The following is a 13,180-nucleotide window of genomic DNA, read 5'->3' as shown; positions in this document are numbered from 1 at the left end:
TGTTCGACCGGCGCGCCAGTGCAGCGCCGGTTGCTTTCTTACAAGAGCATCGAATCGCATCGATGCTCTGCGTATGCAAGCGAATCCGAATCGTGACCAATCAGGACCCGGGAGCCCCGACCGCCCCTCCTCCACCACCACGCCCGCAGGCCGGGGATGCGGCCCGGTTTCGCCATGCGGGCGACCAGTGACGCCTTCCCCGTTCGGGCACGATCCCACTGATTCGCCAGCATTCGCCAGGGCCCGCCAGGCAAGGTGGAATCAAGGCGACCGAGGACCACCGCGGGGGAGCGACGTGACGGACTACGAAGGCATCGACTTGGAACTGGACCGCGCTCACACGGCGCGGATGTACGACTACTTCCTGGGCGGGGTCACCAACTTCGAGGCCGACCGCCAGGCCGCCGGCCAGGCCCTGGCCGGTGCCCCCTGGCTGCGCAGCTCGGCGCGGGCCAACCGCGCCTTCGTGCAACGCTCCACCCGGGTCCTGGCCCAGGCCGGCTTCACCCAGTTCCTCGACATCGGCACCGGCATCCCCACCTCACCCAACGTCCACGAGGTCGCCCAAGAGGTCAACCCGGCCGCCAAGGTCGTCTACGCCGACAACGACCGCATCGTCCTGGCTCACGCCCGCCACCTGCTGATCGGTACCGACCAGGGCCGCACCGCCTACGTGGAAGCCGACGCCACCAGCCCCCAGACGGTCCTGGAGTCCACCGTGGTCCGCCAGAACCTCGATTTCGAACAGCCGGTCGCACTGAGCCTGAACGCGCTGCTGCACTTCGTGCCCGACGCCCTGGGGGCCTTCGACATCGTCGAGCAGTACAAGGCCGGCCTGCCGTCAGGCAGTGCGCTGGTGATGTCCCACGCCACCCCCGACTTCGCCCCCGCCGAGTGGGGGCGCGTCGTGGCGGCCTACCACGCCGCCGGAACCCCCGCCCAGGTTCGCACCCTGAAGGAGTTCACGCGCTTCTTCGAGGGCTGGGACATCATCTCCCCTGGACTGGTCTCCTGCCCGACCTGGCGACCCGATACGGACACCGAGCCGTTCAGCGACGTCGAGTGCTCCGTCTACGCGGGCGTGGCCCTCAAGCGCTGACCCGCTCTCCGTGTTGAGACGGCTGTAGCGCTTCCCCCACTCACGGACACCAACCACGCCGAGGCGCTGGCCAAAGCACTGGCAGTGCGCCGCGACCGCAGCGAGCGCCTGAACAAGCTCAAGGAGGGCCGCGTAACCCTGTCAGAGCTGTTGAACAGCGGGGGGACACGGTCGGCAAGATCCGGTTGTAGACCGCGAACTGACCGCCGCTTGCCCGGTGCAGTGGGTCAAGGGCCTTGATGCGGCCCAGCAGGTTCATCGCACCCAAGAGCATCCCGTGCGGGTCGTGGTCGCGCCGTGAGGGCGAAGGTCTCCGCCCGGAGTCGGACGGAGACCTTCGGTGCCGGGTGAAGAGGCAATCCGAGCCACCGGCAAGCGGCACAAGAGCTTTCGGACTCCTGGCCGCCTCTATCCTCCTCCTTCGGCCCGTGTCCGCGGCGTAGGGGCGTGGAGGCATCCGGGTGAGTCCGGGCGGCCTGCGTACGGCATGCGCCCGCCGGGGATCTTGGGCCGCAGACGAACGTCCTGCCCGTCCGCTGGCCGCCCGGGCAGATCTGCCACGCTGGTCATCGAGTCCTTCACGCACCACGCCAGGACGGCGCGGCGAAGCCGGTCAGCCGACGGGCCATCACATCGCTTGTCGCCCAGCACACCCGGGACGATGGGGGCGGGGCGGGGCCCGGTCAGCGTTTCGGCTGTGGGGAGGAATCCGGCGTTGCAGCGGTCGGCGGGTGGGGGCGGGGGGTGATGGCGGCGCTGAGGACGGCGGAGTTGGGCAGCAGTACCGTGCCCTCTGCGGTCCGCAGCTCGACGAACAGCAGGGTCATGTCCGTCACGTGGCCCTGGATCCGGCCTCCCAGCGCCCCGGACTGGATGCACACGTCCTGGCCGACGTGGAAGGGGCGAGCGGTCAGCAGGACCAGGCCGGCAAAGATGTTGCCCAGCACCGGCTGGGCCGCGATGCCCACGATGACCCCGGTCAGCGCACCGCCCAGGATCAGCCGGCTCCACGGGACGTGCAGCAGGCTCAAGGCCCCCAGGACGACGACGGCATAGCCGCTGAGCAGGCACAGCACCCGCAGGGTCGTCACTCTGCTGTCGCCGAAGCGCGAGGGCACGAAGGACAGCAGGTCCTGCGTCGCCCCGCGTACCGCCACCAGCGCGAAGACCAGGAACACCAGTGCGCTGCCTCCAGCCACCAGGTGGTCCGCCATCGGGTGGCGGGAGGCAGCGGCACCGAGCAGGCCGCCGTAGTACGTGGAGACACCCAGCCCGGCCAGCGCCAAGCCGGTGGTCACCGCCGCCTTGCGCTTGCGAATCGAACTCCTGACCTGAGGCAGGATGCCGGCCTCCCGCTCGGGGCTCACAGTGAACTGCTCGGAAAGCTGCACGCGGCCGATTCTGCCAGGCACCTCCCAGGAAGGAGAAACCAGGACCCCGGCACCTACAGGAGACCGTGAACTCCCTGCCGCCGAGCAGCCCTCGGGCTGTACGAAGGGGGCACCGCGCCCTGCGGGGCGACCATGGTGGGCTGTCGGCCGTGGTCGCCCCGTTCTCCGTGTCTCACCGCTCGCGGCCGGGGTAGTTTGCGTATCACCGCCCCGAACGCGGCCCTACGACGCAGCCCGGTCGACACCCGGACCGGTGCCCTGACGTGTCGGCCAGCATGCGGAGCAGATTCGCTAACCGCAGGAGACCGCTGTTGAGCACCCTCGTCACCCGCCTGGACCGCTACCAGCGCCGTCACCGCTGGATCGGCCTGCCCCTGGCCGTGGTCTACAAATTCGTCGACGACCAGGGCACCTACCTGGCCGCCCAGATCACCTACTACGGCTTCCTGTCACTGTTCCCGCTACTGCTCCTGCTCACCACAGGGCTCGGCTTCGCCCTGCACCACGACCTGCACCTGCAGCAGCAGGTCCTGCACTCCACGCTGCGCCAGTTCCCCGTCGTCGGGGACCAGATCGGCGCGAACATCCACTCCTTCCACGGCAACCCCTTCGCCCTGGCGGTGGGAATCGCCGGCAGCCTCTACGGCGCCCTGGGCGTGGCCCAGGCCGCCCAGAGCGCCCTGAACCGCATCTGGGCCGTGCCCCAGCACCAGCGCCCCAACCCGCTCAAGGCCCGCCTGCGCAGCCTGCTCCTGGTCGCGCTGCTCGGCCTCGGCGTCCTGGCCACCGCGGCCCTGGCCGCACTAGCGGCCGCCTCCCACGCCTTCGGCCTGGACATCGCCTGGGGCACCCGACTGGGGGCGGTGGCCCTGTCCGTGGCCGTCAACACCGCCCTGCTCCGGTTCACCTACCGGATCCTGACCGCCCACCGCCTGCACCGCTCCCAGTTGTGGCCCGAAGCCCTGGCCGCCGCCGTGCTCTGGCAGGGAGCCCTTGCTGTCGGCACCTACAGCATCAACCACACGCTGCGTGGCGCCACCGCCACCTACGGCATGTTCGGAATCGTGCTCGGCCTGCTGACCTGGATCTATGCCGGAGTCCTGACCTTCCTGCTGTGCGCGCAGTGCGGCGTGGTACGCGCGAAGCGGCTGTGGCCGCGGAACCTGCTCGCGCCCTTCGCCGACGACATCACGCTGACCGGCGCCGACAAACGCGCCTACACCTCCTACGCGACCACCGAGACCTACAAGCCCACCGAAGAGGTCGACGTCCATTTCGACCAGCCCCCATCCCAGTCCGCCGAGCAGCCGGAGCCTGGACCCGACCGTCCCTCCTGACTGACACCACAACCTGTGAAGTCGGCCACCGCGTTTTGCAAAGAGGGGTACTCGGAATATGGGTACCGCCGGGCCGGGCCCCCGCCGGCGGGGCGCCCTGGCGGCCGAGGGCCGGCTCCAGGAGGTGGCTGGTATATCCAGCAACTCCGCTCTGCGCAAAGGATCGTGACGGGTCCGCGACTTTTCCGTTCTCGCTGTATGACCTCGTATGTGTGCCGCATCGTTGTCGTCGACCGATACGCCAGCAGATAGGACGCACCGTGACGACTGTTCCCCGGGGTTACGACTGCTCGATGGTCGTGGCAGCCCTGCACGACCCCGCCGACCACCGCGCCTTCGGGTACATCACCGACCTGTCGTTCGGCGGCAACGCCCTCGCACCGGACCTTGTAGGCACCGACCCGACCGTCGCCGGGTCGCCGCAACTAAATGTGGTCATGAAGCTGACGCGGGTCACGCTGTCAGCGGGCACCGTTGGCCCGCTCATCTCGTAGACGAGCCGGATCCGGCGCTGCTCCCCAGTAACCTTTGCGGGTAGCCTCGTTGTCGCCACAGGCGAGCGCTGGGGCGGGACGATCACGGCGCTGATGCCGAAGACGCCGACGGCGGAGGCCACAGCCCAAGAGCTGAAGCCAGGTCAACGCCGTTGAGTTCTCGCGTTGGCCGGCCCCAGGGAACGGACGGCGTCGTCGATCTCCAGGTCGATGAGCCGCTGGGCCTCGATGGTGTGGTTGTCGAAGATGCCGGTGAGTTCAAGGCTCACGATCCCGTGGATCCGGGTCCAGATCACAATGGCAACGCGGGCGGCGCTCGGCGGGGTGTCGGCCCGTTCCTGCGCGCGGGCCCACTGCTGCAACTGCCCGTCAAGGGCGGCGTCGCCGGTGCTGTCGGGCGGCGGGGCGCCTTGGACGGCCATGAGCATGTCGATGAGCAGTGCCATCGCCTGGTCCAGCGGGGTCTGCGCGGTTGCGGACGGGGGCAGGTCCGCGGCGCGTTCGCCGAAGAGCATCCCGTAGCGGCGTCGGTGGCCCAGCGCCCAGCCGCGGTAGGCGGCCACCAGTGCCTGCACCCGCGCGCGCGGCTCTTGTCCACTGGCGGCCACGGCTTGGCCCATCGCTGTGGTGAGCTGCTGGTAGGACAGGGTCACCAGGTGCGCCACCAGGGCGTCCCGGGACGGGAAGTAGCGGTAGACCGCAGGGGCGGACATCGCCATGCTGCGTGCGATCGCCGCGATCGTCAGCGCGTCGACGCCGTCCGCGTCGATGATCGCGAAGCACGCGTCTTGGATCTCCTGGAGCGTCTGGGCCCGCAACCGCTCACGCCTGCTCACCGCTGGCTTGTTAGTCATCCTCGCATAGTAACGACATATCCGGGATCGGATGGGTTTTGCTTCACGCGACGGCTAGTAACGCCTAGCGTAGGTCCCACCGCGGCAACGTACCGGTGGCGCAGGCCCGCCGGCACCGCCTCGATCCCGGCCGGCGACAGCGCCTCCGCGCCGCTCTCCTCCACCTGCGGCACGGCCGCCGCCCTGACCTGCCTCATGGTCTGGCGCCGGGGCCGCTCGCGCAGGATCATCTCCGGCTCCGGCATCGCGCTTCGCCTCCCTTCAAAGTTACCACTTGACTCATTATGACGTCAGAGAGCATAGTTACGACTCTTAACAGAGCGATGGACAGTCGCAAATATTTGAGGAGTCGGCCATGACCGAAACCAATGCCACCGCCGGGGCCACCGTGACCGCGACCGAGATGGTGCTGCCGGGCAAGGTCGAGGCGTCGGGCCTGCGGCGGGTCCAGCGCGAGCTGCCGGCCCCGGCCGCAGGGCAGGCGCTGGTGCGGGTCGAGGCGACGGCCGTGTCCTTCGCCGAGAGCGCCATGCGCAGGGGCCGCTACTACGGCCAGCCTGCCTTCCCGTTCGTGCCCGGCTACGACCTGGTCGGCGTCGTCCAGGCCGTCGGCCCCGGGGTGGACCATGCGCTGGTCGGCCGCCGGGTCGCCGCGCTGACCAAGACCGGCGGCTGGGCCAGCGCCGTCCTGCTGAGCGCCGCCGACCTGGTGGAGGTGCCCGACGGCGTCGACGCCGAGGAGGCGGAGACGCTGGTCGTCAACGGCCTGACCGCCCACCAGATGCTGCACCGCAGCGCGAAGGTGCAGGCCGGCCAGACCGTGCTGGTGCTGGGCGCCAGCGGCGGGGTGGGCACGGTCCTGGTGCAGCTCGCCCGCCACGCGGGCGTCCGCGTGATCGGCACAGCCAGCCCCCGCCACCACGACGCGCTGCGCGCGCTGGGTGTGGAGCCGATCGACTACCGGGACACCGACCTGGCCGCCCGGGTCCGGGCGCTGGCCCCCCAAGGCGTGGACGCCGTATTCGACCACCGCGGCGACGCGAGCGTCAACCGCTCCTACCGGCTGCTCAACCGCACCGGAACGCTGGTCGTCTACAGCATCGCGGCCAAACTCAACGACACCAGCCCCATCATCTTCGACTTCCTGAGACTGCTGGCCAAACTGGCGCTCTGGAACTACCTGCCCACGCGCAAGCACGCGAGCTTCTACGACGTCTGGGCGGGCCACGGCAAGCCGGAGTCGGCCAAGCGCGAGGCATTCCGGACCCGGATGCGCACCGACCTCACCCAACTCTTCGGCCTGCTGCGCGACGGCACCCTGAGCGCGCAGATCGCCGCCCGCTTCCCGCTGACCCAGGCCGCCGCCGCCCTGCAACTGTCCGAATCCTCCAGCCGCACCGCCCTCGGCAAGATCATCCTCCTACCCTGACCGTCACGTCACTCATCGGCCGACGCCGCCGACTGACCGACACCAGCGAGGAAGATGCCATGAAGATCCGCACAGCCAAGCGCACACTGACCGTCCTGGCCGCCGCCCCGGCCATGGCCGCTGTCACCAGCACCGCGTTCGCCGACCACACGCATCCGGGGCACGGGGCGCCGGACATCGCCGCAGCCTGGGATCCGGCGGCAGTACGCCTCCGGCTGCCCGCCGCGCCCCTGCAGCCAGCCCGGCACCGGCGCCAGCGGACGGACCGCGGCCCACTGCGCGTCCGACATGTCCGTGGGGTATTGGCGTAGAGGCCCAACGAGCTACCAAGAGGCCCTGCTTTCATGTCTCGCACCTGCCGCGATCACTCCAACGAGACCCTGTTCGACCAGCACCACTCAAGATCGACGATCATTAGGCCAGGGAGCTGAGCGAGGCGCTGGTGGAGGCGTTCTGCTTGAGGGGGCTGCGGGGGGTGGCAGGACGGCCGCGGCGAGGAAGGTGGCGGTCGCGCCGATGACGCAGAGCCAGGGCAGCGCACTGGCGGTGGCTGTGGCCTGGGCGTGGTGCAGTCCGTGGCCGATGTTGTGGGTGAGGGTGTCGGCGTACAGGCTGCCGGCGATGGCCAGGGCGACGGAGCCGCCGATCTGGCGGAAGAAGGTGAGTCGGCCAACCCGATCTCGACTGCCGGAGCCGTCCATGATCCCGCCGCTCGACCCGGCCACCGGCTTGCTCCCCCTGGGCCGGTACGCGGCAACAGCCGACGAGGTCCGGGACCAGTTCGTCACGGCACCGGCCTTCTCCCGATCACAGCGCCGAGCCGACCTCTGGGAGAACTGGTCCGAGCACGTGCTGATCCTGCAGACCCTGCTGGGCCAGGAGCCGCGGACCTGGATGGCGGGAAGCTTCATCAGCTCCAAACCCGATCCCTCGGACATCGACGTCTTCTACGGCTTCGACCCCGAGGCATACGACGCCCTGGACACCCAGGACCTGGTCTACATCGAGCAGCTGTGCACCCGGGAGTCGTGCATCAAGCAGTTCAACCTGCGGATCGACGCCTACTTCACGCGCCTGCCCGACCAGCTGGCGGTCGACGATCTACGGCCGCAGATGGGCGCGCACAATCTGCAGGCCTTCCAGTCCCCTCGACTTTCGACGATTTCGTTGGTCGTTGTCCGCTCTCGCTCATCTTGCTGATTCTCAGTGGAGTTGAGGATGCGATGGCATGGTGAAAAATGCGTGAGCCTCCGGGCCACAGGCTCGGTAACCTGCGTGGCATGAACCTCAATGATCTTCCCCTGATGGAGTTCGAGTTCCCCGGGCCGCTGCGGGACCAGTTGGTCGCCGCGGTCCTGTCCGGCGACAAGACCTCTACCTCAGGGCTGGTCCTGGGATACGAGCGGGAGAACGAGCCGTTGCCCAAGGTCGGCCAACTGTCGGCGGTGGTCGACTCCGAAGAGCGCCGGGTCGCGGTGATCGAACTGACTGAGGTCCGGATAGTCCGACTCGCCGACGTCGACCTGCAGCACGCCCTCGACGAGGGCGAGGACTACGAGTCAGTGGCCGAGTGGCGAGCTGTGCACGAAAGGCTCTGGCACAGCGCAGAGGTGCGTGAGGAGCTGGGCGACCCCGATTTCACCGTCGACGACGACACCCAGGTGCTGGCCCAGCGCTTCCGGCTGATGCACACGGCCTGACGAGCTCCAACAATCATCAGAACTACTGAGAGCGATCATCCTCACCAACGTCTCGGTGGAACTGATCAGACCAGCTCATCACAGTTTGACCGACCATCGAACAGGCCAGAACGGACAGTCGTCGTGGGGGTGCTCGTGTGAGTGATGGGGGCCTGATCCGGCGGCGCGGGGCCGGGCAGCGGAGAAGCATCGGCGGTGCTTGCGTCACCTGCTGTGAAGGGACCCGCCGATGCTTCCGGATTCGACCGTACCCGCTTCGCTGCTGGCGGTGCTGACGTTCCTGCAAGGCTGCTTCACCGCGCCGACGTTCACCACCTTCGCGGCGCTGGTCACGGGCCTGATCGCACAGACCGGCCGGGGCACGGTGACCGGCATGCTCACCGGCGCGGGGTTGACACGCACCTGGTCCCACGACCGCGCCCACGCCTTCTTCTCCCGCGCGAGCTGGAACCCCGACCTGCTGGGCGTCTCCCTGTCCCACCTGGTCGTGCGCCACCTCCTGCCCGAAAGTGCGGTGTTGACGGTCGCGGTGGACGACACGCTGTTCAAGCGGCGCGGGAAGAAGGTCTTCGGTGCGGCCTGGCAGCACGACGGCGCGGCCACCGGCCCCCGGGGTGTCGGGCGCGGGACCTGCTTCGTGGTGCTCGGGCTGGTCGTGGACCTGCCCTTCCTGGCCCGGCCGGTGTGCCTGCCGCTGTTGGCCCGGCTGTGGCGCCCCAAGCAGGGGGTGAGCAAGGTCGACATCGCCGCGTCCATGATCCGACTGCTGGCGGCCTGCCACCACGCACGACGCATCCATGTCGTCGCGGACGCCGCCTACCACGGCAGGGCCCTGCGCGACCTGCCCGCGACCTGCACCTTCACCACCCGGCTGCCCGCCTCCTCGGTACTGTTCGCCCCGGCCCCGCCCCGACCGGCAAACGCGGGCGCCCCGCGCTCAAAGGCGCGCGACTGGGCACGCCCGCCCAACTCGCGGCCACCGCCGACTTCGCTCCCGTGCGGGTCACGCGCTACCAGCGCACCGAGCAGGTGTACCTGGCCGAGGTCACCTGCCTGTGGTACGGCTCCTTCCACGCCCGCACCGTACGCGTGATCATGCTGCGCGACGACGCCACCGACACCGGCTACGACCTCGCCCTGGTCACCACCGACCTGGCCGGCAGCGCCGCTGAGCTGATCACCCGTTACGCGAGGCGCTGGTCGATCGAGGTCACCTTCGCCGAAGCCCGCGGCCTGCTCGGAGCCGGCCAGGCCCACAACCGCACCCGCGCCGCGGTCGAGCGCACCGTGCCCTTCGGCCTGTACTGCTACACGATCACCGTGGCCTGGTACGCGCTCCACGGGCACCAGCCCGGCGACGTGGCCGAGCACCGCCGACGCGCACCCTGGTACACCAGCAAGACCGACCCCTCGCTGTCCGACATGGTCGCCAAGCTCCGCCGAGTGATCATCGCCGCCCGATTTGTGCCCACCCGCCCAGGTCAGCCCACCGAGCAGGAAATCCGCGCCGTCCAACAGGCATGGGCCGCCGCCAGCACCAACGCCGCCGCCTGAGACCCCAAAACTGTCAGAACGGCGAAAGGCGAGAGTCCCTGGGTCTTTACGATGAGATCTGGCAACGTGCACGCCGCGCCCCGGCCACCCAGGGCACGAGCGCAACCACGCCGCCGACGACCCGCCGCGGCTACCTGGAGGTACGACTGTGAACACAGCCTTCCCTCCGGGCGGCGACCGCGAAGCCGCTCGCCGGTGGCTGCGCGAGCGCACCCCCGACACCCGGCCAGGACCGCCGCCCACCCACGCCAGCCTCCTGCGCGAGCAACGCGACCGCCTCCTGAGCCAGGCGGGATTCCCACCTGACCAGGAGCCCAGCGGGGCAGCCAAGCTGGACCTGGCCCTGGACGGCCCCGCAGTGATCGACCACAGCGCTTCGATCTCCCTGCTCGGCACCTTCTTCACCTCCCTCCAAAACCTCGTCACCGCCGTCGCCCAGGCGCTGGAGGGCACACCGACGATTGCCGGACAGGTAGCCGGATACATCACCGCCGCCACCCAACTGCGCTCCGCCCCGGCCTTCCCTTCCTCCTACGGACTGCACCTCTACGGCCCCGACACGGCCGCACCCGCCTGGAGACAGGGACACCTGCCACTGGACGCAGGAGAGGCCCCACCGCCGGGATCCACCCCGAGGCTGCTCCCGGACGCCGTTGGGACGCTGCTGGACATCACCGACCTGGCCCAGGACCAGGAGTCCGCAGGAGCCCAGGAACAGCTCCTGGAGAAACTCCTCCCCCTGGGCCAACGAGCACTCGGCCACCTGGCCACTTTCACCGGAGTCCTAGCCCAACACGACGCCAGCCTCAAGATGACCTGGCAGCCCGACTCCGACCAAGCACGCACCGTCTCGCTCAGCACCGGAGCCGCCCTGCGCCTCAAGGGCCTGAGCGAAGACGTCCGGTTCAGCGAGCCGGATGCGCGTCTGCTCGAAGGGGAGCTCATCGAGGCCAGCCTGCGCCGGGGATCGGTCCTGATCCAGCTGGACTCCGGCACCACCATCAGCGCACGCACCGAGGCCGCGGTCACCCCACGCTTGCGGGACGACCTGCTGGGCAAGAGGATCGAGGCCCTCGTCCAGGTCACCGTCGCCCGGTACGCGGGCGGGCGGCAACGGGAGATCTACGTCGTGACCCGCATCGCTCCACTGTCCCCGTGAGCGCCCCTTGAGGCAGAGAGGCCGACGAGCGGACGGGGCTTCGGCTGCGAGCGCCACCGAGCACCGGTCTGGGCCTGCCGCTCCCACGCGCCTCAGGACTGTGTCCCGGCGTGGCAGGAATGCCGGGGCGGTAGCGTGGCCGCCAGGAGGAGTCGTGGTGCCGAGTCATACTTGCCCGTGATCGCGGTTACGGGCATTGAGCTGCCGCACCAGGTTGTCTGCGTTCCCCTCTCTGACAGGGACTTGTCGATCAGTAAGACCGACCGGCAATAGGCAGTCGCTGTCGAGTGATCGGGTGGGGTGGATGCAGTGCGGGCACGGGTCCAGGTGATCATGGAGTCCTACTTTTCAAGAGGGTTCGAACTGGTCACTCGTAAGATCGGTGGGCCCGGGGGCTCTGGGTATGGCTGTCATGGAGGAGCCGATCGGATGGCTCAGAGAACATGGCCGCCCGGAGCCCCGCGACGACCCGACCGCCAATTGGGATGTGCGACTTGATCGCTCTGTAGGACTACGTCGGCGAGGTCGTCTGCGGGATTTGTTGACGACAAGCTGACGGAGGTAGCTGTGCCGCAGGTCTGGGCCGGAGTGGACATCGGCAAGGAGCATCACCACTGCGTGGTGCTCAACGAGCGGGGCGAGCGGCTGCTGTCGCGTCGTGTCCTGAACGACGAGCCGGCTCTGCTGGAGTTGATCCGCGACGTCCTGGGCATCGACGGTGATGTGCTGTGGGCGGTGGACATCAACCACGGCGGCGCCGCGCTACTGATCGGCCTGCTGCTCAACCACGACCAGCCGATGGCCTACCTCACCGGTCTGGCCGTCCACCGTGCCACGGGCACCTACCGCGGCGAGGGAAAGACCGACGCGAAGGACGCCTTCGTCATCGCCGACCAGGCCCGCATGCGCCGCGACCTGGGCCGGCTGCGGCCCGGCGACCCGATAGCGGTCGACCTGCGCATCCTCACCACCCGCCGCACCGACCTGGTCAGCGACCGCACTCGCCAGATCAACCGGCTGCGTGCCCAACTGCTGGAATACTTTCCCGCATTGGAACGCGCACTGGACCTGACGAACAAGGGTCCGATCGTCCTGCTGACCGGCTACCAGACCCCGGCCGCCATCCGCCGCACCGGGGCCAAGCGCATCGAGTCCTGGCTGCGCAACCGCAAGGTCCGCAGCTCCGAGTCGTTGGCGAAGACCGTGCTGGAGGCGGCCCAGGCCCAGCAGACCGCACTGCCCGGCGAGAAGCTCGCCGCCGCGATGGTGATCCGGATGGCCAAGGCTGTGATGGCCCTGGACGAGGAGATCGCCGAGCTCGACGCCCTCACCGAGGCGAGGTTCCGCGAGCACCCGCACGCCGAGGTGATCCGCAGCCTGCCCGGGATGGGCAGCCAGCTCGGGGCCGAGTTCCTTGCGGCCACCGGCGGTGACATGGATGCCTTCGCCAGCGCCGACCGCCTGGCCGGCTACGGAGGCGTGGCCCCAGCTCCCCGGGACTCCGGACGGGTCAGCGGCAACCTGCACCGCCCCCGCCGCTACCACCGCGGCTTGCTGAGGGTCTTCTACCTCTCCTCGATGGCCAGCCTGAAATCCTGCGCGGCTTCGCGGATCTTCTACGACCGAAAGCGCGCCGAGGGCAAGGGGCACAAGCAGGCCCTGATCGCGCTCGCGCGACGACGGGTGAACGTGCTGTGGGCGATGCTCCGCGACGGAGCGTGCTACCAAGCAATACCGGCAGTCACGGCGGCTGGTTGACAACGGCATTGGGATGTTCTCTACGCTCAGTGATCACGAAGGACGGCCGTGCCCGCGTTGCCATCTTGCCTGCTCGAACCCCTCTGGGACCAGTTCGCTGCGCTCCTGCCCGCCCGTGGCGAGTTCGCCGCGGACCATCCGCTGGGCTGTCACCGACGCCGGGTCCCGGACCGGACGGTCTTCGAGCACATCGTGCTCGCGCTGGTCCACGGCTCGGGCTACGAGCGGATCGCCACGCCCGGATGCTCCGACCGTACGATCCGACGCCGCGTCAAGGAGTGGGCCGGACTCGGGATCGCTGAACAGGTGCACGCCCTGGCCCGGGAGGCGTACGACCGCATGATCGGTCTCGGGCTGAGTAAGATCTCGGTGGACGGCTGCATCTGAGGGGCAGGGCTGTTGCAA

Annotated in this window: 14 protein-coding genes and 1 pseudogene; 12 read left to right on the top strand and 3 right to left on the bottom strand. The window is 69.1% G+C overall.

Features of this window, described 5'->3' with window-relative positions:
- The first annotated feature begins 295 nt into the window (after positions 1-295).
- On the top strand, positions 296-1,099 hold the full coding sequence (locus ACXKR8_RS23970) for an SAM-dependent methyltransferase (protein ID WP_458266630.1): 804 nt from the start codon (positions 296-298) through the stop codon (positions 1,097-1,099).
- Positions 1,100-1,782: 683 nt separating this feature from the next.
- Here the strand turns inward: ACXKR8_RS23970 and ACXKR8_RS23965 are convergent.
- The gene (locus tag ACXKR8_RS23965; protein WP_458266629.1) at positions 1,783-2,490 is read right to left on the bottom strand and encodes a mechanosensitive ion channel domain-containing protein; all 708 of its coding nucleotides are present in this window, start codon (positions 2,488-2,490) and stop codon (positions 1,783-1,785) included.
- Between the two features lie 311 nt (positions 2,491-2,801).
- Between ACXKR8_RS23965 and ACXKR8_RS23960 the strand changes: the two genes are divergently transcribed.
- Both ACXKR8_RS23960 and ACXKR8_RS23955 read left to right on the top strand, forming a co-directional pair.
- On the top strand, positions 2,802-3,827 hold the full coding sequence (locus ACXKR8_RS23960) for a YihY/virulence factor BrkB family protein (protein ID WP_458266628.1): 1,026 nt from the start codon (positions 2,802-2,804) through the stop codon (positions 3,825-3,827).
- 260 nt (positions 3,828-4,087) lie between these two features.
- A complete protein-coding gene (locus tag ACXKR8_RS23955) occupies positions 4,088-4,321 on the top strand; it encodes a hypothetical protein (RefSeq protein WP_458266627.1) in 234 nt (77 codons plus the stop codon).
- Positions 4,322-4,464: 143 nt separating this feature from the next.
- On the opposite strand, the gene ACXKR8_RS23950 is transcribed toward ACXKR8_RS23955, so the two are convergent.
- Entirely contained in the window at positions 4,465-5,175 is a 711-nt protein-coding gene (locus tag ACXKR8_RS23950) for a TetR/AcrR family transcriptional regulator (RefSeq protein WP_458266626.1), read from the bottom strand.
- 355 nt (positions 5,176-5,530) lie between these two features.
- Between ACXKR8_RS23950 and ACXKR8_RS23945 the strand changes: the two genes are divergently transcribed.
- Together ACXKR8_RS23945 and ACXKR8_RS23940 are read left to right on the top strand one after the other, a co-directional pair.
- Positions 5,531-6,604, top strand: a complete 1,074-nt coding sequence (locus ACXKR8_RS23945) for a medium chain dehydrogenase/reductase family protein (RefSeq protein ID WP_458266625.1) — start codon at positions 5,531-5,533, stop codon at positions 6,602-6,604.
- Between the two features lie 59 nt (positions 6,605-6,663).
- Complete coding sequence (locus ACXKR8_RS23940; protein ID WP_458266624.1) at positions 6,664-6,915, top strand: hypothetical protein; 252 nt, start codon at positions 6,664-6,666, stop codon at positions 6,913-6,915.
- Positions 6,916-7,002: 87 nt separating this feature from the next.
- On the opposite strand, the gene ACXKR8_RS23935 is transcribed toward ACXKR8_RS23940, so the two are convergent.
- A complete protein-coding gene (locus ACXKR8_RS23935) occupies positions 7,003-7,329 on the bottom strand; it encodes a hypothetical protein (protein ID WP_458266623.1) in 327 nt (108 codons plus the stop codon).
- Here ACXKR8_RS23935 and ACXKR8_RS23930 point away from each other — a divergent pair.
- The 7 genes and pseudogenes from ACXKR8_RS23930 to ACXKR8_RS23900 form a co-directional block, all read left to right on the top strand.
- On the top strand, positions 7,304-7,804 hold the full coding sequence (locus tag ACXKR8_RS23930; RefSeq protein WP_458266622.1) for a DUF6932 family protein: 501 nt from the start codon (positions 7,304-7,306) through the stop codon (positions 7,802-7,804). The genes ACXKR8_RS23935 and ACXKR8_RS23930 overlap by 26 nt on opposite strands.
- A gap of 80 nt (positions 7,805-7,884) precedes the next feature.
- Positions 7,885-8,304 (top strand): ASCH domain-containing protein, encoded by a 420-nt coding sequence (locus ACXKR8_RS23925; protein ID WP_458266621.1) that lies wholly within the window; start codon positions 7,885-7,887, stop codon positions 8,302-8,304.
- A 229-nt stretch (positions 8,305-8,533) separates the two neighbouring features.
- Positions 8,534-9,397, top strand: coding sequence for a transposase (locus ACXKR8_RS23920; RefSeq protein WP_462099832.1), 864 nt, complete (start codon positions 8,534-8,536; stop codon positions 9,395-9,397).
- Positions 9,301-9,858, top strand: a complete 558-nt coding sequence (locus tag ACXKR8_RS23915) for a hypothetical protein (protein WP_462099831.1) — start codon at positions 9,301-9,303, stop codon at positions 9,856-9,858. The genes ACXKR8_RS23920 and ACXKR8_RS23915 overlap by 97 nt, the downstream gene beginning before the upstream one ends.
- Before the next feature lie 148 nt (positions 9,859-10,006).
- A complete protein-coding gene (locus ACXKR8_RS23910) occupies positions 10,007-11,017 on the top strand; it encodes a hypothetical protein (RefSeq protein ID WP_458266619.1) in 1,011 nt (336 codons plus the stop codon).
- A gap of 567 nt (positions 11,018-11,584) precedes the next feature.
- Positions 11,585-12,775 (top strand): IS110 family RNA-guided transposase, encoded by a 1,191-nt coding sequence (locus ACXKR8_RS23905; RefSeq protein WP_458266618.1) that lies wholly within the window; start codon positions 11,585-11,587, stop codon positions 12,773-12,775.
- A gap of 48 nt (positions 12,776-12,823) precedes the next feature.
- Positions 12,824-13,159 (top strand): annotated as a pseudogene (locus ACXKR8_RS23900) (transposase); the annotation flags it as partial.
- Positions 13,160-13,180: the final 21 nt, after the last annotated feature.

The sequence above is a fragment of the Streptacidiphilus sp. PAMC 29251 genome (assembly GCF_054208735.2).
The sequence above is the reverse complement of the archived record's forward strand: the minus strand, read 5'-3'. Positions and strand labels throughout refer to the sequence as shown.

Excerpts from the sequence above, each read along its gene's own strand:
- ACXKR8_RS23930 (WP_458266622.1), top strand. The coding sequence starts at position 7,304 with ATGATCCCGCCGCTCGACCCGGCCACCGGCTTGCTCCCCCTGGGCCGG.
- ACXKR8_RS23945 (WP_458266625.1), top strand. The coding sequence starts at position 5,531 with ATGACCGAAACCAATGCCACCGCCGGGGCCACCGTGACCGCGACCGAG.
- ACXKR8_RS23920 (WP_462099832.1), top strand. The coding sequence starts at position 8,534 with ATGCTTCCGGATTCGACCGTACCCGCTTCGCTGCTGGCGGTGCTGACG.
- ACXKR8_RS23950 (WP_458266626.1), bottom strand. The coding sequence starts at position 5,175 with ATGACTAACAAGCCAGCGGTGAGCAGGCGTGAGCGGTTGCGGGCCCAG.
- ACXKR8_RS23940 (WP_458266624.1), top strand. The coding sequence starts at position 6,664 with ATGAAGATCCGCACAGCCAAGCGCACACTGACCGTCCTGGCCGCCGCC.
- ACXKR8_RS23925 (WP_458266621.1), top strand. The coding sequence starts at position 7,885 with ATGAACCTCAATGATCTTCCCCTGATGGAGTTCGAGTTCCCCGGGCCG.